Annotated in this window: 22 protein-coding genes; 8 read left to right on the forward strand and 14 right to left on the reverse strand. The window is 59.9% G+C overall.

Annotated elements, in window-relative coordinates; all coding sequences use genetic code 11:
* Positions 1-199: 199 nt before the first annotated feature.
* The 12 genes from ACW9UQ_RS12730 to ACW9UQ_RS12785 all read right to left on the reverse strand — a co-directional run bounded on the left by ACW9UQ_RS12730 (position 200) and on the right by ACW9UQ_RS12785 (position 8823).
* Positions 200-448, reverse strand: a complete 249-nt coding sequence (locus tag ACW9UQ_RS12730; protein WP_458931397.1) for a hypothetical protein — start codon at positions 446-448, stop codon at positions 200-202.
* The gene (locus ACW9UQ_RS12735; RefSeq protein WP_458931398.1) at positions 445-1500 is read right to left on the reverse strand and encodes a phage portal protein; all 1056 of its coding nucleotides are present in this window, start codon (positions 1498-1500) and stop codon (positions 445-447) included. The genes ACW9UQ_RS12730 and ACW9UQ_RS12735 overlap by 4 nt, the downstream gene beginning before the upstream one ends.
* Before the next feature lies 1 nt (position 1501).
* On the reverse strand, positions 1502-2035 hold the full coding sequence (locus ACW9UQ_RS12740) for a hypothetical protein (protein ID WP_458931399.1): 534 nt from the start codon (positions 2033-2035) through the stop codon (positions 1502-1504).
* A complete protein-coding gene (locus tag ACW9UQ_RS12745) occupies positions 2035-2658 on the reverse strand; it encodes an HK97 family phage prohead protease (protein WP_458931400.1) in 624 nt (207 codons plus the stop codon). Before ACW9UQ_RS12745 ends, ACW9UQ_RS12740 begins: the two co-directional genes overlap by 1 nt.
* The gene (locus ACW9UQ_RS12750; RefSeq protein ID WP_458931401.1) at positions 2658-3908 is read right to left on the reverse strand and encodes a phage major capsid protein; all 1251 of its coding nucleotides are present in this window, start codon (positions 3906-3908) and stop codon (positions 2658-2660) included. The genes ACW9UQ_RS12745 and ACW9UQ_RS12750 overlap by 1 nt, the downstream gene beginning before the upstream one ends.
* 2 nt (positions 3909-3910) lie before the next feature.
* On the reverse strand, positions 3911-4243 hold the full coding sequence (locus ACW9UQ_RS12755) for an HNH endonuclease (protein WP_458931402.1): 333 nt from the start codon (positions 4241-4243) through the stop codon (positions 3911-3913).
* Positions 4240-4575 carry a hypothetical protein gene (locus ACW9UQ_RS12760; protein WP_458931403.1) on the reverse strand — a complete coding sequence of 112 codons (336 nt, stop codon included), beginning with the start codon at positions 4573-4575 and terminating at the stop codon, positions 4240-4242. The genes ACW9UQ_RS12755 and ACW9UQ_RS12760 overlap by 4 nt, the downstream gene beginning before the upstream one ends.
* A complete protein-coding gene (locus tag ACW9UQ_RS12765) occupies positions 4566-6080 on the reverse strand; it encodes a terminase large subunit domain-containing protein (RefSeq protein ID WP_458931404.1) in 1515 nt (504 codons plus the stop codon). Before ACW9UQ_RS12765 ends, ACW9UQ_RS12760 begins: the two co-directional genes overlap by 10 nt.
* Before the next feature lie 250 nt (positions 6081-6330).
* Positions 6331-7509 carry an AAA family ATPase gene (locus ACW9UQ_RS12770; RefSeq protein WP_458931405.1) on the reverse strand — a complete coding sequence of 393 codons (1179 nt, stop codon included), beginning with the start codon at positions 7507-7509 and terminating at the stop codon, positions 6331-6333.
* Positions 7509-7907 (reverse strand): hypothetical protein, encoded by a 399-nt coding sequence (locus tag ACW9UQ_RS12775; RefSeq protein ID WP_458931406.1) that lies wholly within the window; start codon positions 7905-7907, stop codon positions 7509-7511. Before ACW9UQ_RS12775 ends, ACW9UQ_RS12770 begins: the two co-directional genes overlap by 1 nt.
* Positions 7904-8119 (reverse strand): hypothetical protein, encoded by a 216-nt coding sequence (locus tag ACW9UQ_RS12780; RefSeq protein WP_458931407.1) that lies wholly within the window; start codon positions 8117-8119, stop codon positions 7904-7906. Before ACW9UQ_RS12780 ends, ACW9UQ_RS12775 begins: the two co-directional genes overlap by 4 nt.
* A 224-nt stretch (positions 8120-8343) precedes the next feature.
* Positions 8344-8823 carry a hypothetical protein gene (locus ACW9UQ_RS12785; RefSeq protein WP_458931408.1) on the reverse strand — a complete coding sequence of 160 codons (480 nt, stop codon included), beginning with the start codon at positions 8821-8823 and terminating at the stop codon, positions 8344-8346.
* A 136-nt stretch (positions 8824-8959) separates the two neighbouring features.
* Here ACW9UQ_RS12785 and ACW9UQ_RS12790 point away from each other — a divergent pair, with 136 nt between their 5' ends.
* Positions 8960-9667 carry an MlrC C-terminal domain-containing protein gene (locus tag ACW9UQ_RS12790; protein WP_458931409.1) on the forward strand — a complete coding sequence of 236 codons (708 nt, stop codon included), beginning with the start codon at positions 8960-8962 and terminating at the stop codon, positions 9665-9667.
* Here ACW9UQ_RS12790 and ACW9UQ_RS12795 read toward each other — a convergent pair.
* Positions 9664-10575, reverse strand: coding sequence for a LysR family transcriptional regulator (locus tag ACW9UQ_RS12795; RefSeq protein WP_458931410.1), 912 nt, complete (start codon positions 10573-10575; stop codon positions 9664-9666). The two genes, ACW9UQ_RS12790 and ACW9UQ_RS12795, sit on opposite strands and share 4 nt — an antisense overlap.
* Positions 10576-10755: 180 nt before the next feature.
* Here ACW9UQ_RS12795 and ACW9UQ_RS12800 point away from each other — a divergent pair, with 180 nt between their 5' ends.
* Genes ACW9UQ_RS12800 through ACW9UQ_RS12830 form a run of 7 tightly spaced genes read left to right on the forward strand, consistent with a single transcriptional unit; the run spans position 10756 to position 19091 of the window.
* Positions 10756-12336 carry an ABC transporter substrate-binding protein gene (locus tag ACW9UQ_RS12800; RefSeq protein WP_458931411.1) on the forward strand — a complete coding sequence of 527 codons (1581 nt, stop codon included), beginning with the start codon at positions 10756-10758 and terminating at the stop codon, positions 12334-12336.
* A gap of 60 nt (positions 12337-12396) precedes the next feature.
* Positions 12397-13374 (forward strand): ABC transporter permease, encoded by a 978-nt coding sequence (locus ACW9UQ_RS12805; RefSeq protein ID WP_458931412.1) that lies wholly within the window; start codon positions 12397-12399, stop codon positions 13372-13374.
* Positions 13371-14294, forward strand: a complete 924-nt coding sequence (locus ACW9UQ_RS12810; protein ID WP_458931413.1) for an ABC transporter permease — start codon at positions 13371-13373, stop codon at positions 14292-14294. Before ACW9UQ_RS12805 ends, ACW9UQ_RS12810 begins: the two co-directional genes overlap by 4 nt.
* Positions 14291-15268 carry an ABC transporter ATP-binding protein gene (locus ACW9UQ_RS12815; RefSeq protein ID WP_458931414.1) on the forward strand — a complete coding sequence of 326 codons (978 nt, stop codon included), beginning with the start codon at positions 14291-14293 and terminating at the stop codon, positions 15266-15268. Before ACW9UQ_RS12810 ends, ACW9UQ_RS12815 begins: the two co-directional genes overlap by 4 nt.
* Positions 15265-16269 carry an ABC transporter ATP-binding protein gene (locus ACW9UQ_RS12820; RefSeq protein WP_458931415.1) on the forward strand — a complete coding sequence of 335 codons (1005 nt, stop codon included), beginning with the start codon at positions 15265-15267 and terminating at the stop codon, positions 16267-16269. The genes ACW9UQ_RS12815 and ACW9UQ_RS12820 overlap by 4 nt, the downstream gene beginning before the upstream one ends.
* Before the next feature lie 20 nt (positions 16270-16289).
* Positions 16290-17696: an amidohydrolase gene (locus ACW9UQ_RS12825; RefSeq protein ID WP_458931416.1), complete on the forward strand. Its 1407-nt coding sequence runs from the start codon at positions 16290-16292 to the stop codon at positions 17694-17696.
* 9 nt (positions 17697-17705) lie between these two features.
* Positions 17706-19091 carry a M20 family metallopeptidase gene (locus tag ACW9UQ_RS12830; protein WP_458931417.1) on the forward strand — a complete coding sequence of 462 codons (1386 nt, stop codon included), beginning with the start codon at positions 17706-17708 and terminating at the stop codon, positions 19089-19091.
* Here ACW9UQ_RS12830 and ACW9UQ_RS12835 read toward each other — a convergent pair.
* On the reverse strand, positions 19088-19234 hold the full coding sequence (locus tag ACW9UQ_RS12835) for a hypothetical protein (protein WP_458931418.1): 147 nt from the start codon (positions 19232-19234) through the stop codon (positions 19088-19090). The genes ACW9UQ_RS12830 and ACW9UQ_RS12835 overlap by 4 nt on opposite strands.
* Positions 19235-19532: the final 298 nt, after the last annotated feature.

The following is a 19532-nucleotide window of genomic DNA, read 5'->3' on the forward strand; positions in this document are numbered from 1 at the left end:
GGCGTGACGTTTTTCCGCAAGCGGTCTTGTATGGCGTCACCACCCCGACATATATTGCCGGTGTGCAACGCCGCCAAGCGTTCACAATTCGCTGCCATCCGCGCCAACGGATGAAACCTAGATCAGGTGTTGCAGCTATCACAGTCCGGGTTTCGACGCCCACGGATACAATCCCCGAAAGCATGGAATTGGTCAAGCCCTACGGGGCCAGTCCTTTTGGCACAACCTTGTTCAGTTCGTGCTTGATCTCGCGCCTTAGCCGCCGTGAGAATTTAACTTGATGCCCCGGCCCCCAAACGGTCCAGCCCTTGTCTTTACGATGCAGATAGGCGCAGCTTGTCAGAACCAAATCGGGAAAAACCACATCAAAGCGGGCCACGATCCTACCTGCGTTGCGTGGTGCAAATTCTTCTTCGGGGAACGTGACGTTATCAATCTGAAAACTCATTCTGCGTTCCAATCCACCAGTTTCAGAGCCTCGCCCGGATCAACGCCCGCCTCTTTTGCCATCGCCAAGGTCTGCACAATCGCGCCAAGCGCCCGCGCACGGCCACCAGCATCAAAGGCTTGCAGAGGTCGCATCACGTCCAGCTTGACCGTCTGGCCCAGCTTTTCGGACGCCTCTTGCCCGATCATGGCCGCGATAGGTGAAAGCGTCCATTGTGCTAATTCGCGCTGGCACTCGCGTATTGCGGGCCCAGTGGTCGCTGGATTGTTCCATGCTGGCAAAACACCATAGACGCGCTCAATACCATTCTTAGCCGCCGCCAGCGTTTCCTTAGTCATGGCCTTGGACAGGTCAGGCGTCACATCTGTGGGCTTGAGGTCAGTCTGAGGCGCAGGCCCGCCCGCCGCCGTCACGTTAACCGATTCCCGAACCATCACCTTGCCCCGGAAACCACGGAACCCGCGGGCAATCTCTGCCATATCCGTATCTGGGGCCTCAGGAAACGGAACCACGCTACTGCCCAAAGGCGCGTTGGAATACACCTCAGACAGTGCGGCCTCGACAGTTTGCAGCAGACCAGCCGTTAGCCGTGCGCGGCGCAGGGGGCTTTGACCGACATAGGGCATACCCACATCGGCCCCGATCCGCAGGTGCAGCACCTCGCCTGCAAGGGCGGTTTGTGTCTTGCCGCCGCCCGTGTCAGGGATGCCAACGCGGTAGGCCGTAGGCTTGGAAAAGCGTGTGGTCAAATCCCAATCCGAGCATGGCAACAGACCATCCTCGCGGATCACGAACACACATTCCCCACGCAGGGCCAGTGATCGCCCAGCAAGCGCCAGCATCATCGGGGTCAGCATGTCGGTGCCGTCCACATCGGAAAGGCTCAGACCACCCTCCCAGAGGCTCACACACCCCTGCACCGTGGCCGTCAGTTCCGCCACGCCGTCAACACCGCCGATATAATCAGCCCGCGCCTGTATGACTTGCGTGGTGTATCCGGTGCCAGTGGACCGGGCCTCAATCTCAGGCTCTTTTCGTTTGAATGGCCACATATCAAGCCCTCCGATATGGGCGCAGCAGATCGCCAGCACCCGATTGCTGCATTGCGCGCGCTACCCAATTCGGGTTGCGCTCAAGTTCCTCTTGAATGGGACCGATCGCGACTGACGTGCTGGACGCGCCCGCCGTGCCCGGATCGTCGGACAGGTATTCGGCCAACCGCATGTAAGCCTCAGAGACGAGCGCAGGCACGTCACCAGCGCCAACCTGCGCCGTGATCCGATAGGTGCCGTCAAAGGGCAGACAAATGCCCAGAGGCCCGTCCAGTAGGGTCAGGCCCTCCCATTGGTCGCCCCAAAAATGGGCCACACTGGACACCACGGGCGTCAAGCGCGGGTGAAACTCATCCCCGGCGTCTGCCCGCAAGGTCCAAACCACCTCGCGTTCGGTGAAGCGGTGCGCAGTGTAAGCCTCGATACGCGCCCAGATCATATCCGCGTCCAGCGCCGCCGCCGCAGTGGACAGTCCAGAGGGTGCATCGGGATAGGCCGCTGGCACATCCTCGAATTGTTTGATCACATCAATCATCAGCGATACCTCGCAATCTGGTGGCGCGTTGGCAGGAATACGCGGGCTTGCGGGGGCTGTTTCCAGTTGCGGGCCTCAACCTGCGCCTCAGGATACGCGGGCCGCGTGACCACGCTGATTTCGTAAAGCAGCGCCGCCAGCACCGTGCGGATGATTGCGTTATGCGCCCCGTTCTCAGGGTCGTGGCCTTCATCCTCGATCATTTCCGGCTCAGGCACCGCCCGCTTTGGTGGCAGGCGAAACCCCGGCGATATGCCAAGGGTCAGGCCCGCAGAGATACCCGCCAGAATATCCCGCACATAGGACACCTCTTGCATTTCCTCCGAAATGGTCGCGGTGAAGGTCAAGGCGTCGTCAGCATCCACAAGGTCCAGCGTCCCGGCGGAACGTGACGCCAGAGGCTTGTCAAAGCTGTGACCGACCAGAAAGTGAATATCCTCCTCAGGACGGTCCACACGATAGGCAAAGGCGCGGGGCGCAATCACCTCTTTTTTCGGCCTGCCGGAACGCCCCCCATCACTGAGGACCGCCCGCTTGCCATAGGGAAACCGACCTTGCAGCGCCAAAGCACCAGAGGCCCGCTTGCGTAGTTCCAGACCGCCATCTGCAAAGCCGGTCAGCATCACTGCACCCCGGTCAAGATTTCGAGCTGCACACCACGCGCAACCGTCACGTCCATGGTCGTCAGGGCCGTCAGGCGCAGTTGACCAGACTTGGCGTCGGAATACGGATCGCGGATCAAGTCCACCGCGCCCCACATGCCGCAGAACACCGGGGACACGCCATTGGTGGTCGTGGTCAGCAGTGCCTTGCTTTCCGCCGGATCACCAGCCGGGGCCGCGATGCCGTTGGTGGTCATGACCACCTTGCCCATCTTTGCCACCAGACGATCCCATTCCGAGATTGCCAAGCCGCTGATCAGTTCATCCATGCCGTCGAAAATTTCCGGCCGCAGCAGCAAATTAACCGCGCCGGGACCGCTGGCCGCGTTCGCCGTCATAAACCGCACCACCGCCGCACGGAACGCCGCATATGACGCCGCTGCATCAATGGCCGTTTCTGTGATGCCGTAGGTGGACGCACCAGGGAAAATGCCAAGAGGCTCACCACCAGAACCAGAACCGAGGAAAATGGCCCGGTCAGTCTCTTGCTGGATCGCCGCAGACATATCGCGCCGCACCGCTTGCTCAAGGCCAGCGCCCGCCTGTTTCAGCGCCTTGCGCGTGATCTTCATTTGGACACCCAAAGTCTGATCCGGCTTCATCGGCACATCGGTTGTCGTGTAAGCCTGAGGCCCCGGCACGTCACCAGTCTCAGAACCAGCCCAGCCCGGTTGTGCGCCGCCCGTGGCAACAGGGTATTCGATTTCACCCACGCCCACGTTGATCATCCGGCACCCCATCGTCGTTGCAGAGGAACCCGCAAACAGGCGTTCGATTGTCGGCATGGTCCGGATAGGGTCAGGCACACCGCCCGCCAGCGTTTCACCAGCACGGGTTTCCAACGCCTCAAGAGGAACCGGGATACCTTGGAACCCGCCCGCGCTGCGCAGTTCTTCCACCATTTCAGCGGTTGCACCGTCCAGCTTGCGACCTTCATCCAATGCCAGGGCGACTTGGCGCACCTCGAAGTTGGATGCCATTTCAGCCCATTCGGTTTCCGAGCGGGTTTCGAGTTCGGCCCCGGCCTCGCGGCGCTCGTCGTCCTCTGCCGTCAGAGCCGCACGGAACCGGGTTTCATTGGTGCGATATTCCGCGTCCAGTGATTCCATGGACCGCGTTTCGTCCTCTGTGGGGGTTTCCTTGCCCACCAGTTCGGCAAGCTGTTGCCGGATTTCCGACTGACGCCGGGTGATTTTCAGTGAATCAAGCATGATTATATCTCCTGTTGCTCGATGGGATTGCGCTGCATATCGCGCAGCAGGTCGCGCCATTGCTGACGCTTTGGGGTCAGAGCCTTATGCCCAACCTCAATTCGGGTTTTCTGCGCGTGGTGACGTGCGCAGAGGATCTGCAAATTACCCAGGGTGTAGGCGAGTTCGGGGTGCGTCCTGACGGGCAGGATGTGGTCACATTCCAGCCGTTGCCGCGCACCACATTGGACGCATTGCCAGCCGTCACGCTCAAGGGCCTGCATCCTCAGAGCCTTCCAACGGGGGCCGCGTGTGACCCGCGCAGAGTGTCGCTTGTATTCATTGTGTTTGCTCATCGGCGCACCTGCAATTCATAGCAGATCACCACGCCGTCAGGCCCAAGGGTGCCGACGCCTTGAACGTGAAATTCCTTGCCGCCGATCACCAGCTTGTCAGAGGTGGACGGCTCAACGCCCGCCGTCATAAACACGCGCAGGTCAGAGTCGGAAATGCCTGAGTTTGTGCGTTGCTCAAGCGTGTATTCTGTAACCGCGACAGTCACGTCATGGTCGATAGGAACACCGGGTGTCGGGTTCCAAGGATCACCTTGAGGTGTGCCCGGTTCCCGCAGTATCGCGGCCTGTCCAAAGCGTTTAATCAGCCGTGTGGCCGTGTCAGTCATCCCCATGCGATGCGCCCCCCTTTATGTGCTGGCCTGCCCATGATCCGCGCACCCTCAGCCACCGCCAGAACAGCAGCACACGCGGCGTCGATACGGCCCATGGAACGGCCCTTTACGATTTTGGAATTGCCCGCCGGGTCGATGAACACCGCAGCCTCGCCAATGGCGTGACGCATCAGCGCGCTTTCATAGGTGTGCAGCTTGCCGTCGAAAACATACCGCCGGAACCGCTCCACATCCTCAGAACCATCCTTGAAGCCCATGCCCCGCCAGATCACGGGGGCGCGGTTGCCGATCTCTGCCAGCGCGTCACCGATCTCAGATTGTTTGAACCGATCCGCCACGATTGCGGCAACGCTTTCACCTTCTACATGGCCCAGAACCCGGCGCAGCCATTGGCCCATCGGGACGGTCTTTTGTCCCATCAACGCCAGTTCTTTGCGCTTGTGCATTTGGGTGTAGAGGTCGCCAACCGCATCGGCCTGCCCACGGGCCTCAAGCGTCGGGACCGTGCCGAACGCGCCCCACACCTCAAGCCGTCCTGTCTCAGGCCAGAGATACGCCGCCGCGCTCATGGACGCCGATTGCCCTTGGTCCAGCCCGATCACCACTTGCCCGCGACGTGCGGGCAGATCATCGGTTTCGCATTGCAGCCATTCATTCAGGTCCAGCAGAGCATCCCGGTTGTCCTCTGCCACACGCTCATTACGGGACAGCAGACGGAACCGCGACAGGGCAGAACCACCACGGGCCAAGGCCAGCGCCGCGTCCTCTTTAAGCCGCGTCATGGTAGGGCCGATCCCATGCTTAGAACCGGGGTTCGCAATCGTCAGACTGTCCACATCATCAACGGGCAGGTTTGGCGTGGGGCGGTGTTCTTGGCGATAGACGCCGGGTGCATCCCGATCCAGCCAGAGGCTAAAGGGGTGCATGTCATTGCTGGCCGAGGTCGATATGATCAGGGCCTTGCCGTCACGCTTTGACAGGCCCGTCAGCAGCGCCGCCTCAAGTTCGTCACCCTGCGCAATGGGCCAGTGGCCCCGCTCATCCAGCACCGCCATCGTGGGACTGGACCCAAGCGCAGACTTACCGTCAGCAGAGATTGCCTTGATCAGGTGTGGGCCATTGTGGTCGTCATACTGGATTTCAAAGCGGGGCTGGCGTCTTATCGTGATCCGCTCTTGGATTTCTTCAGGCATGGTGCCGATGAAGCTGGCGACATAGTTCCAAGCGATTTTGGCTTGTTCCTGAGTTCGGGCCGCAATGATGATTTCACGCTCGGCAGCATCCGACCACGCCCCCACCAACTCACCAGCGCAGAGCATGGCCGAGATTGCAGACTTGCCGTTGCCCCGCCCCACGCTCAGGACGCCCACGTTGATCCCGTCAGCGAAAGCGCCGTCGATGAACCTGTTTTGATACGGGGCCAGCTTGATCGCCTTACCAGCCAGCCGACCCGTGGGAACCGTCAGAGACTTGCAGAACCGTTTGACTAGGGTTGCCTGTTTCATACCAGCACCCCCATCGTGTGTGTGGAATGAAGACCCCGCCCCGCGACACCCCCCCGGCTCAAAAGTTGGGGCATTGGGACCACATCACACCCGTCTTGGATCAGACCGGATTGCAACACCACCACCGCGCTAAGGTGCAATGCAACACCACCACCCACCGCCCCCGTAGGGGGTGGTGGTGGTGCAGCACCTGATTGACCTTTGTTTGCACCACCCTGCAACACCCCATAAATTGAGGTGGTGCGGCACATCATTCCGTTGCCCATTCACCCACCTCCAAGCATGGCCGCTCTTGGCGGGTTGCGTCCTTGACTTTGACCTTCACCAGCGCACCGAATTTCAGCCATGTTTCGATGATCTTCTTGATCCGCTTGCGGTCAGCGGCCACGTCCATGCCCAGCACATCGGCCACAATGCAGCCCGCCCAATCATCCCCGGCTTGCTCAGAGTAACGTGGGTGCTTGCCGTCGATTGCGTGTTGAACGGCCAAGAGGTCTTTGACCGTCACACCATCAAATGTGTCCGGCCATTCCCACACCTCAGCCACGCCCACACTGTCACCATTGGACAGGTGGACAGATGCCATGCGCCGCCATTCGCGCTTACCTACGGGCGCTAGGTTGGCCTTGTCGCGTGTGATCGCAAAGTAGGTGGCAGGATCATCCTGCACCCCAGCATCGGCCTTGAGGTCGTCACCCATCTTGTTGAGGACACGCCCAGACCGGGCCGCACCCAAGAGTGCCGTGGCACCTCGTGCGCTCTCCGTTGTCGCTTCCTCGCCATTGGTCTTGCGCGTGTGGTGGACCAACTCGATAGCGCAGTTGCAGTGATCAGCAAGTCGCGCCCATTCCTTTGCCACAAGGTCGATAGCGCCGTTGTCATTCTCACTGACTTGGTGTGACGACACAAAGGGGTCGATCACAAGCACGTCGATTTCACGGGCCGCAATCTCTTGCGCCAGCGCCTCCATTTCGGGCTTGATAATCTGGATGCCGTCGCGGGTTTGGATTGCCGTGCTAAGGGTGCGTTCCCGACCCGTGTCCACATAGAGCCGCCCGTTGATTTCATCGGGTGCAACATTGTGATGCTGCATTGCCGCTATGATACGGCGGTCCAGTTCGTCGCGGGTGTCCTCAAGGTTATACACCCACACCTTGAGGTTGGATGCCGTCCAATCGCCCAGCAGTTCCCGCCCTGAGGCCATCGCCAGAGCCTCGCAGATCGTCAGTGACGACTTGCCCACGCCGCCAGGGGCCACCGTGACCGACACTTGTTTGCGGATCAGGTGACGCCCATAGAGCCAAGGGCGCGGTGGAAGGGTGGACGGGTCACGCCAGACAAACGCCGTGGGCAGGCGGTCCGCACGATCACGCGGAAAGTCCGCACGATGCGCGTCAAGCTGGCCCGCCATGTCTGCAAAATCACGCATCAAGCCGCTTGCCTCCCCTGCACAAAGTCAAGGAAAGCCGCCTGCCGTGGGCGGGGCATGGCGTTGTAGCTGGCAAGGCAATATGCCTCAAGCGCCTCTGGTTCGGCCATATCAGCCCAAAAGGCTGCTTCGTCCATATGATTGAACAAGGGCGCAATCGGTGCGCTTGTGCCATCGGGCAGGACCGTTTCAGCGACACCCACGACTTGCTCAGGTGTCAGGGACCGCAGGACCGCCCACGCCATTGCAACGCGCTGGCGCATTGTCAGACGTGCCGTCAGCACAACCGTCAGGCCATGCCAGTTGTCCGCATCCTCGCCCAGCAGCAGGCAATACCCCACCATGCGGGCGACACGCTTGTAAGCGTCCGGCATGTGCTTTTTGAGGATAGCTGTCATGCCGCCACCCCGCAGAAGTGGCGCAGAATAATTGCTGGCGCTCCGGCCCATTCTGGGCTAAATTCATCAGGAAACTGGACCGTTTTACAAGTAGTTTTGACGCCGTTGAACCCTGCAAGGTTCGCGGCGTTTTCTTTTGTCAGATCGGCAAAGCCGGGTTTGACAATCGTGGGGTAAGTAATTGACGTTTCGTCAGGGGTTTGACGGGCCATAGCCTCGTAAGTCCCTGCATTTGCTTGAATAGCACCGGATTGAAAATCCTCGTGTCGGTGGTTCGATTCCGCCCCCGGGCACCACTTAAATAGCTGAAAAATATGACATATTCTTGAATGCGCGGCTTGCCATCTACGGTTGCGTATGTCCGTGGGTGCCGATTGGGTGCTCACGAAACATTTGGCATCCAATGACTCGGCAACAGAAGCTATAGTGGTTCGGCTTATCTCTGTTGGTTCATTGGTTTCAGGATGTAGCCGTTGAATGAGACTAGGTTGTATGGACGATCACCCAGACCCTCTCTGATAGCTCGCTCCTTTTCCGAAGTCGCGATCAAGAACTGATGTTGATCCGGTCTAACCTTGGCCGACTCTTGAAACAAGCTGGTAAGGTTCACTGGATCGGCAGCTTGCTGCCCTGGTTCATCAAACACCACTAGCCCCGCGTGGTTGGTGTCATAGGCACCATCTAGCTCTAGCAGGGAGAGGTAGTATGACCACTTTAGGCGAATGCCATCGCTGGCAGACGCTTCGAAGCCGATGTCCTTCTCAATTTCTCCGTCAGAATCCTTATCAAACACCAGCACCTGTGGTCTAAAATTATCACGAGCTAAGGTGATTTCTGAGGGGGGAATGCATTTGGCATATTTGCCAAAGGGGTTGAGAAGGAAGCCGATCACCGGTTTTGGTTGTAGGCGGTTCAATATTTGGGAACTTTCACATCGGTAGGACAGACGAACTGAGGTTTAGGGTATCGCCCAATCAGAGGACCTAAAACCTGAAATGAAGAAGCTGCCGCAACACCTTTCTAGGTGTACGACTGACAAGAGGGGGCGCTGGGTGCGTTTGCGCAAGGACTTCGTGCGGCAATTGACATCCCTAAGCGATGCCGTGGCGATTGCAGCCACGCAAGGGCGAAAGCCGGTGATCTTTTCCGATGCGAGCGACAATCCCGGCGGCGGTGGAAGCGGTCGCACGACCGAGCTTTTGGCGGGGCTTTGCAAGGCGGAGGTGACCGACTGCCTGATTGGATCGTTCTGTGATCCCGAGCTTGCGCGCGAGGCGCATGGAGTCGGTCTGGGCAAACGGTTCAAGGCGCGCTTCAACCGGTCTTGCGATACCTCGGCCAGCTGGGCGCAATGGGACGTGCCCTTTGAGGCGGAGGCTGAGGTTCTGGCGCTCCATGACGGCGAAGTTGTGGGGGAAAAAGGCATGACGGCTGGCCGGAGCATGGCCTTGGGATCGTCAGCGGCGCTTCGCATTGGGGGCATAACGGTTGTGGTGATTTCCGATCGTACGCAAACTGCTGACCCGGTGTTCTTTCACATGTTCGGTCTGGATATTGCCGCCGCACGAACGGTGGTTGTGAAATCCCGGGGGCACTTTCGCGCCGGGTTCGCTGGCTGGTTCCCACCAGGTCAGGTTTACGAGGTCGACACGGCAGGATTGACATCGCCGGTCCACGACCGCTGGCCGTTTGCACACCTGCCACGCCCGAATTACCCGATGGATGAGGATACCGAGTGGTCGGTCAATCCGCCGCGTTAGACGGGTTCAGAATATTTGTCTTTCGGTGTCGTCAGTTTGACAAACCGCATGAATTGGCGCGCAAGTTGTGATGGTGGCCGCCCGGACGGAAGGACGAAGCTGGTGTCATAAAAGATGGCGGCGTCAAAGGGGCGGACGACAATGCCTTCCAGACCGGACGACAATAACGGGAACGGGTTGATAAGGGTCACGCCCAACCCTTCACGCACAAGCTCAAGGGCCGCCATATTCGTCGCCGTCTCGGCGACCTGTTTCGGATGAATGCCTGCGCGCGCAAAGATCTGCTCGGTGATCGCGCGCGTACCCAGCCGTCGCAGGAACTCGACAAAGGCCACGCCCTCCAGGTCTTTCGGTGTCACGATACGCTTTTCGGAAAGCGGGTGGTTTGTCGGCATAGCGCACACCACCTGACTGCGCCGCCACGGCACAAGATGCACACCGGTGCGCTGGATCATCGCACTGGTCAGCCCAAGATCGTAACGCAAATCAAGGATACCGGCCACAAGCACGTCGGTGGCCTGAATATCCAGTTGAAGCTGCTTGCCCGGATTCTTTTTCAAAAAGCTCGCGACCCGGGAAATGACAAAATGGTGGGCAAGAGTGGGCGGTACGATCAGCCGCAACGGCGCGTCATCGGGCGTGGCCCATTCCGCGCCTTCGATGTCTGCAAGCGTTTCGAAAATGGGATCCAGTTTTTCGTTGAGCCTCAACGCCTCGTCCGTCGGATCAATACGCCCTGACCGCCGCAGGAACAGCGACCGCCCGACCCGGGCCTCTAGTTGCGACAAGGAGCGGCTTACGGCCGACTGAGAGATCCCAAGCCGACGGGCGGCTCCGATGGTGGTGCCTGTGGTGATGACTGCCCTAAGGGATTCAAACTCTCGCAACCTGTGCCGGTGTTCAGTCATGATGCATTCCTTTCACTGGATTGCGCAGGCGACCATCCAAGGACTTGGGTTGCTCTATGCAGAATCGGATAGCATTGAGTATTGGCAATGATTTTCGCGGTAGCTAGCATTTTCTCAGGGCGCGGGGTTGAACAGGGATTCGGGCCGTCTCAAGCGCCAAACGATCAGGGAGTCTATTTGATGGGGAAACTCACAACTGCGACAGCAGTCGCGTTCGGCATTCTGGCCATGGGTGCCAGTGCCGTATCTGCCGAGAAACTAACGATTGGTCTTGCCTCCGAGCCGACGTCGCTGGATCCGCATTTCCACAACCTTGGACCCAACAACGCGATGTCGGTCCACATCTTCGACCGTCTGATCGCTCAGGATGAAAAGCAGCGGCTGTCGCCGGGTCTGGCCGTGTCGTGGCAGCCCATTGACGATCTGACGTGGGAATTCAAACTCCGCGAAGGCGTCAAGTTCCATGATGGCAGCGATTTCAACGCCGATGACGTGGTCTGCACCATGGCCCGCGCGCCGGAAGTTCCGAACTCGCCTTCGGGTTATGGCACCTATCTGAAGGGCAAGGAAGTCATCAAGATTGATGACTATACCGTCCACTTCAAGACAGCCGCACCTTACCCATTGATGGGCAACGATATTTCGACGATCCCCGTGATCTCGGAACAGGGCTGCAACTCAACAACCGAGGAATTCAACGCTGGCACCGCCGCAATCGGCACCGGCCCGTTCAAGTTCCAAAGCTACACACCGGGCGAAAGCATCGTGCTAACTCGGAACGATGATTACTGGGGCGAAAAGGCGATCTGGTCGGAAGTCGAGTTTCGCCCGATCACGTCGGGGCCAAGCCGTGTGGCTTCGCTTCTGGCCGGTGACGTCGACATGATTTCGGGCGTTCCGACAACCGATATCACGACCTTGAAAGGCAACGACGCCATTCAGCTTAGCCAGGGTGTTTCGAACCGCGTGATTTACCTTCACATGGACCAGTTCCGCGAAAACTCGCCCTTCGTAAAGGCCAATGGCGGTGGCGACATCAAGAACCCCCTTCTCGACGTCCGTGTCCGTAAGGCCATCAGCATGGCAATCAGCCGTGACCTGATCGTAGAGCGGGTTATGGAGGGCGTCGCGTTGCCGGCAGGCCAACTTCTGCCCGAAGGCTTCTTCGGGGTGTCCGACAAGCTGGACGTGGTGGCTTACGATCCGGACGGAGCCAAGGCGTTGCTGGCCGAAGCCGGGTATCCAGACGGGTTCGAACTGACGATCCATGGGCCGAACGACCGCTATATCAACGACGCCAAGATCGCCGAGGCAATCGCACAGATGCTGACGCGGGTCGGCATCAAGACAGCGGTCGAAACGATGCCGCGTTCGGTCTATTTCGGGCGCGCCTCTACTGGCAGCCCAGAAGGCTTGCCTGAATTCAGCTTTATCCTTGTCGGCTGGGGCGCGGGGTCTGGCGAAGCGTCTTCGCCGCTGAAATCGCTGATCCACACCTACAACAAGGATGCAGGCTTCGGTTCGTCCAACCGGGGCCGCCATTCGGACCCGGAAACCGATGCGCTGATCGAAGAGGCCTTGCGCACGGTGGATGATGCAAAGCGCCAAGAGCTTCTGGCACAAGCAACCGAGCGGGCGATTGAGAACGTGGCGATCATTCCGACGCACTTCCAGGTCAACACCTGGGCGGCCAAGAAAGGTCTAAGTTACATCGCGCGGACCGACGAGTACACGCTTGCGACAGGCGTCGTGAAAGAGTAATCGCAAAGCATCCGGGCCGCTTCCAAGGCGGCCCGGAATCCTTGTCCGGGGAAGGCCCTTATGACCGTCTTCATCATCCGTAGACTGCTGCAAGCCTTGCTCGTCGTCTTCATGATGTCGGTGATCGTCTTCTTCGGCGTGAATATCGTTGGCGATCCGGTCTATATGCTGGTCAGCCCCGACGCGGATCAGGCCGACATCGAAGCGGCCATCGCGCGGCTTGGCCTTGATCGCCCGATCTGGGAACAATACGGGCTATTTCTGAAAGGCGCGGCGCAGGGTGATCTGGGCAACAGCTTCATCTTCGGCGAACCCGCACTGAAGCTGATCCTGCACCATATGCCCGCCACAATGGAACTGGCCTTCTCGGCCCTCTTTCTGGCGATTGTCATCGGCATCCCGCTGGGGCTTTACGCCGGACTTTACCCGGACGGCAGGCTGTCCAAGGGGATCATGGCCGCCTCGATCTTTGGCTTTTCGCTGCCCACATTCTGGGTCGGCCTCATGTTGATCATGCTGTTCGCCGTCGAGCTTCAATGGGTTCCGGCAACTGGACGCGGTGATCTTGGCTCGTTCCTCGGCATCCAAAGCAGCATTTTCACGCTGGACGGGCTAAGCCACATCTTCCTACCCGCGCTCAACCTTGCGCTTTTGAAAATCTCACTCGCCATCCGGCTGACACGCGCCGGTGTGCGCGAGGCAATGGGACTGGACTATGTGAAATATGCCCGCGCCAAGGGGCTTTCGACCCGGCGCATCATCTTTGTCCATGTGATGAAAAACATCATGATCCCGGTGGTTACCGTGATGGGGCTGGAGTTCGGCAGCCTGATCGGCTTTTCGGTCGTGACCGAGACAATCTTTGCCTGGCCCGGCATGGGCAAACTGCTGATCGACGCGATCCTGCAACTCGATCGGCCTGTCGTCGTCGCCTACCTGATGATCATCGTTCTGTTCTTCGTCCTGATCAATATGATCGTCGATATCCTGTATTCCATCCTCGACCCACGGGTCCGGCTTCAGGATCAAGGCGCATGAGCGATATGACCGCCGAAACCACGCTGGCCGCCGATCCTCCAACCAAGGTTGAAACGCCGTTCCAGCGTTTCCGCGCCGAGTTCTTCGAAAGCAAGATTGCGACAGCGGCACTTGGCATTTTCCTGATTATCGTTCTGCTCGCCATCCTCGCGCCCTGGATCACACCGCAAAACCCTTACGACCTTGCGCAGGTCAGTGTCATGGACGGGCGTTTGCCACCAGGGTCCGAGGCCTTTGATGGTTACACCATGTGGCTCGGATCTGACGGGTCCGGGCGCGACCTTTACTCGGCCATCCTCTATGGACTGCGCATCTCACTGACAGTCGGTCTTGCCTCGGGTGTCATCGCGCTTTTGATCGGCATGGCAATCGGCCTTGTCGCGGCCTACGCGGGCGGTCGGATTGAAGCGATCATTATGCGCATCGTCGATTTGCAACTGTCCTTCCCGGCGTCGCTTGTGGCGCTGATGATGGTCGCGGCCCTTGGCAAAGGCGTCGACAAGATCATCCTGGCCCTGGTGATCGCCCAATGGGCCTACTACGCGCGCACGGTCCGCGCGACTGCGCTGGTCGAGCGCGGCAAGGAATATGTCGAAGCCGCCCAGTGCCTTGGCATTTCGCGCTTCAGGATCGTCTTCCGCCACATCCTGCCCAACTGCATGGCCCCCCTTATCGTCGTTGGCACCGTCCAGACCGCCAGCGCAATCTCGCTTGAGGCTACGCTGTCCTTCCTTGGCGTCGGCCTGCCGCAGACCGAACCGTCAATTGGCGTTCTGATCGCCAACGGGTTCGAATACATGCTGTCCGGGCGCTACTGGATATCCGTTTTCCCGGGCCTCGCGCTTTTGCTCACGGTCGTCTCGATCAATCTTGTCGGCGACCATCTGCGTGACGTTCTGAACCCGAGGTTGAAGAAATGAGCCCGGTTCTCGACGTCAGCGGTCTGAAAACCCACTTCTTCACCCATGCCGGTGTGGTGAAGGCGGTGGACGGCGTGGATTTCACCGTCTCCAAAGGCGAGATCATGGGCCTTGTCGGAGAATCCGGCTCGGGTAAGTCGATCACCGGCTTTTCCATCATCGGCCTGATCGACCCGCCGGGGCGCATTGTCGAAGGCTCGATCAAGTTCAACGGCGAGGAGATCGCGAACGCGCGCGAGGAGCGTTTACAAAGCCTTCGCGGCAACCGCATTTCGATGATCTTTCAAGACCCGATGATGACCCTCAACCCGGTCTTGCGGGTCGACACGCAGATGATCGAGGCGATCCTGGCGCACGAACCCGTGTCGAAACAGACGGCGTGGGAGAGGAGCCGCGATGCGCTAGGCCTGGTCGGCATACCATCGCCTGAGGAACGCTTGCGGGCCTATCCCCACCAGCTTTCGGGCGGGATGCGACAGCGCGTGGCCATTGCAACCGCCTTCCTGAACAAGCCCGACCTGATCATTGCCGATGAACCCACCACAGCGCTTGATGTCACCATTCAGGCGCAGATTATTCACGAGGCGCAGAAGCTGACAAAACAGACCGGCACGGCGATGATCTGGATCACCCATGATCTTGCCGTGGTCGCTGGTCTGGCCGAGCGGATTTCGGTCATGTACGCCGGTCGGATCGTCGAACAGGGCGGCATCGACGACGTGATCGACCGGCCTTTGCATCCCTACACCGTTGGCCTTCTGGGATCGGTGCCGACCGCAAACCGTCGCGGCAAGCGTCTGTTCCAGATCGAGGGGATGACGCCGAATATGCTGGGCCTTCCCAAGGGTTGCGCGTTCGCCCCACGCTGCCATGCCCGGACGGATGCCTGTGGCCATCAGCCACCGATCGAAGACATCGACGGGCGCAGCTTGAGGTGTTTCAATCCGCAGCGCGCGGCGGAGGCCGCGAAATGACACAGCCTTTGGTCGAAATTCGCAGCGTCTCGAAACGGTTCAGCAAGCGGCTGGACGTGGCGGGCAAGATCGCTCAGCGTCTTGGCGCGAACATCCGAGAAGAAACGGTCCACGCGGTCGACAACGTCAACCTGTCGATCCGACAAGGCGAAGTTCTGGGGCTGGTCGGCGAATCCGGGTGCGGGAAATCCACTTTGGGGCGCGTCGTCGCTGGCATTCATGCGGCCAGCGACGGGCAAATGTTCTACGAAGGCAAAGATGTGGCCATGCTGACCGGCGCGGACAAACGCGCGGCCACGCTGGCCATCCAGATGATCTTTCAAGACCCGTTCGCCAGTCTCAATCCGCGAATGCGGGTCGAGGATATCATAGGCGAAGCGCCCCGGATGCACGGGATCGTCGGCAAGGCCGACATCCCCGACTACGTGGATGAAGTGATGGGCAAGGTCGGCCTCGATCCCTCGCTGAAGAAACGCTACGCGCACCAGTTTTCCGGCGGCCAACGCCAGCGGATCGGCATCGCCCGCGCGCTGGCCGTAAAGCCCAAGTTTCTGGTTTGTGACGAGGCCATTGCCGCGCTGGATGTCTCGATCCAGGCGCAGGTGATCAACCTGTTCATGGACCTGCGCGAAGAACTGGGCCTAACTTACCTGTTCATCAGCCATGACCTGAGCGTGGTCGAACATATCGCCGACCGCGTCGCAATCATGTATCTGGGCCGGATTGTCGAAAGCGCATCAACCGAAGAAATCTTCTCCGATCCGCGCCATCCCTACACAAAGGCGCTGCTGGCCGAAGCCCCGCGCCTGGATCAGCGCCGCCGCGCGTTCGAGCCGATCATGGGTGAAATTCCCTCGCCGATCGACCCACCGCCGGGGTGCACTTTTCACCCGCGCTGCCCTGTTGCCACAGCCGACTGCCGCTCCACCGTTCCCGACCTGAAACCCGGGCGCGGTGGACGCGAAACGGCCTGCTTACTTGAGCAGGCCGAAACCGTTTAATTGTAAAGCTGGAGTTCCCTTTGAAAAACGCCGATCCAATCTGGGACCACGTCGACCGCCACCGCGATGACTTCATCGCCTTGTCAGATCGCGTCTTTGACACCCCCGAGACCCTCTACGCCGAATTCGAGTCCGTCGCGGAACACAAGCGGATGCTTGAGGCGCAAGGGTTCAAGATCACCGAAAATGCCGCCGGCATCCAGACTGCCGTGATCGGTGAGGCCGGCGACGAGGGCCCCGTCATAGCCATCCTCGGTGAATTCGACGCGCTTCCTTATCTCAGCCAGGCGCCGGGTGTGGCCGAGCATAAACCGCTTGAAGAAGGCGGCAACGGTCATGGGTGCGGTCACAACCTTCTGGGTTCTGCCGCGCTGCTTGCCGCCACCGCCGTCAAAGACTGGCTGGCCGAGAATGGGATCAAGGGCCGCGTCCGTTACTATGGGTGTCCGGCAGAAGAAGGCGGTGCCGCTAAAACCTACATGGTGCGCGAAGGGCTATTCGATGATGTGGACGCCGCCATCTCGTGGCACCCCGCGACCTTCACCGGCGTGAACGAGGCACGATCGCTTGCAAACACCCGCATTGATTTCACCTTCCACGGTAAAGCAGCCCACGCCGCAGGGGCACCCGAACTGGGCCGCTCTGCGCTTGATGCCGTCGAGTTGATGAATGTCGGTGTGAACTACCTGCGCGAGCACATGCCCGACAGCGCGCGCGTGCATTACGCCTACCTCGACGCGGGCGGGGTCGCGCCGAACGTGGTGCAAGCGAGGGCCACCGTACGGCAACTTGTCCGTGCCAGTACATTGCCCGAGCTGCGCGACCTCGTCGCGCGGGTCCGAAACATCGCCGATGGCGCGGCGCTGATGACTGGGACGCAAGTCACAAGTCAGGTGTTCTCCGGCGTCTCCAACCTCCTTGGCAATCGCCCGCTGGAAGAAGCGATGCAGCACGAACTTGAAAAGCTAGGTCCTGTCGCCTTTGACGGCGCCGACGACGCCTTCGCCCGTGAAATCCAGACGACGCTGACAGCCGCTGACATCGACACGACCTTCAAGCGGATCGGTGCCAAACCGGTCAAAGGCCTCGCGCTTTGCGATTTTGTCGCTCCGCTCAATCGCAACAGCGAGGGTGGCGAAGGCTCGACCGATGTGGGTGACGTCAGTTGGGCGGTGCCGACCGTTCAGGCGCGGGTGGCCACCTGCGCCATCGGAACGCCGTTCCACACCTGGCAAACCGTGGCCCAAGGCAAGGCCCCGGCCGCCCACAAGGGTATGATCTATGCGGCCAAGGCGATGGCCGCCACGGCGTGCCGCCTGGTCGAAAACCAATCCCTGATCGACGCCGCGCGCGAGACGCACCAAGATCACCTGGGGCAGACACCCTATACCTGTCCGATCCCCGACGATGTGCACCCGCCTGTCTGACAGCACCCCATGACACGCGCCTCCGCCATCAACACCGCCACGCAATATTTCGAAACCGGCGGCTTCACCCGCGATCTGGGCGAACTGGTCGCCCATGAAACGGAAAGCCAGACGCCCGACAAAGCGGCGGAACTTCCCGGATACCTGGAACAGGCGCTGATCCCGCGCCTGAACGCCATTGACTTCACCTGCAAGGTCCATCCGAACCCGGCCCAGGATGCAGGCCCCTTTCTGATCGCCGAGCGTATCGAAGACGACGCACTGCCAACCATCCTGACCTACGGCCACGGCGACGTGATCCGCGCGCAAACCGACCAGTGGCGCGACGGGCTGCACCCGTTTCGCTTGGTCGATGAGGACAACCGGCTGTACGGACGCGGCACCGCCGACAACAAGGGACAACATCTGATCAACATGGCGGCCCTGAAAGCCGTCATCGACACCCGCGAATCGCTTGGCTTCAACAGCCGCATCCTGGTGGAAATGGGCGAGGAAATGGGCTCGCCGGGCCTGTCAAAGTTCTGCGCGGCACACAAAGATTCTCTGGCCGCAGACGTCCTGATCGCCTCCGATGGCCCTCGCCTTCAGTCTGACACGCCGACGATGTTCATGGGCGCGCGGGGCGGTATCTCGTTCGACCTGATCGTGAACCTCCGAGACGGCGCGCACCACTCCGGAAACTGGGGCGGATTGCTTGCCGATCCTGCGATGATCCTGGCGCAGGCCTTGTCGACCATCACCGATGTGCGCGGCCAAATTCAGGTGCCCGAATGGCGCACGACCAGCCTGACCGACGATATCCGCGCCGCTCTGCAAAACCTGCCCCTCAAGGGCGACGGCGGACCGGAGATCGACGTGGATTGGGGCGAGGAAGCCCTGACACCCGCCGAGCGCGTGTTCGGCTGGAACAGCTTCGCGGTGCTTGCCTTGAAAAGCGGCGTCCCCGAAGCCCCGGTCAACGCAATCTCGGGTCATGCCAAAGCCGCGTGCCAGCTTCGCTTTGTCGTCGGAACTGAGCTGGATGACATCCTGCCCGCGCTTCGTCGGCATCTTGACGCGCATGGCTTCGCCGACATTCAGATCGTCCCGCACGAGCGCGCGTTTTTCAACGCCACACGTCTCTCACCGGACCACCCTTGGGTGACGTTCGTCGCGCAATCTCTTGAGCAAACATCCGGCAAGGCGCCGCATATCCTACCCAATCTCGCAGGCTCGCTTCCCAACGAGGTTTTCGCGAATATCCTTGGCCTTCCAACTGTCTGGGTGCCGCATTCCTATCGCGGCTGTTCACAGCATGCACCGAACGAGCATGTTTTAAAATCCGTCTCTCACGACGCCCTGAAACTGATGACCGGTCTTTTTTGGGACATCGGCGACACAGGCGGGCCCGCCTAAGCGGCATCTGTGTCAGGCACGTAGATGTAGAGCGATGCGGTCATCGCACCCAAGCCGTCCTCTTTCTCCTGCACGTAGAATGTCGTGTCAGCGATCTTGACCATCGCGAAGAAAGCAGAGGCCTCATCCGGTGCGGCCTGCACGATTTCCGCGCCTAAGTTCTCCTTTGCGAACGCCAGAAAGTCCGGAACTGCGCAGACAGACCTCGATACGTTGGCCAGCTTCGATGCAACTTGGCCATTGATTGAAAGGGCATTGTCTTAAACAGACGCTCATCTTGATAGCAGTCACTCAGATTCAGTGCAGCATTTGGTAAAGATGCGCTCATGGACGAAGCCGCTCGCGCGGCACTGGCGCTTGTGGCAGCTGTTGATTTCCACCTGATAGACCTGCGGGTTTTGCGATTTGGCTGACCTGTCTGACGATTGGGGCTTTCTCAGT

The organism is Halovulum sp. GXIMD14793 (genome assembly GCF_054457435.1).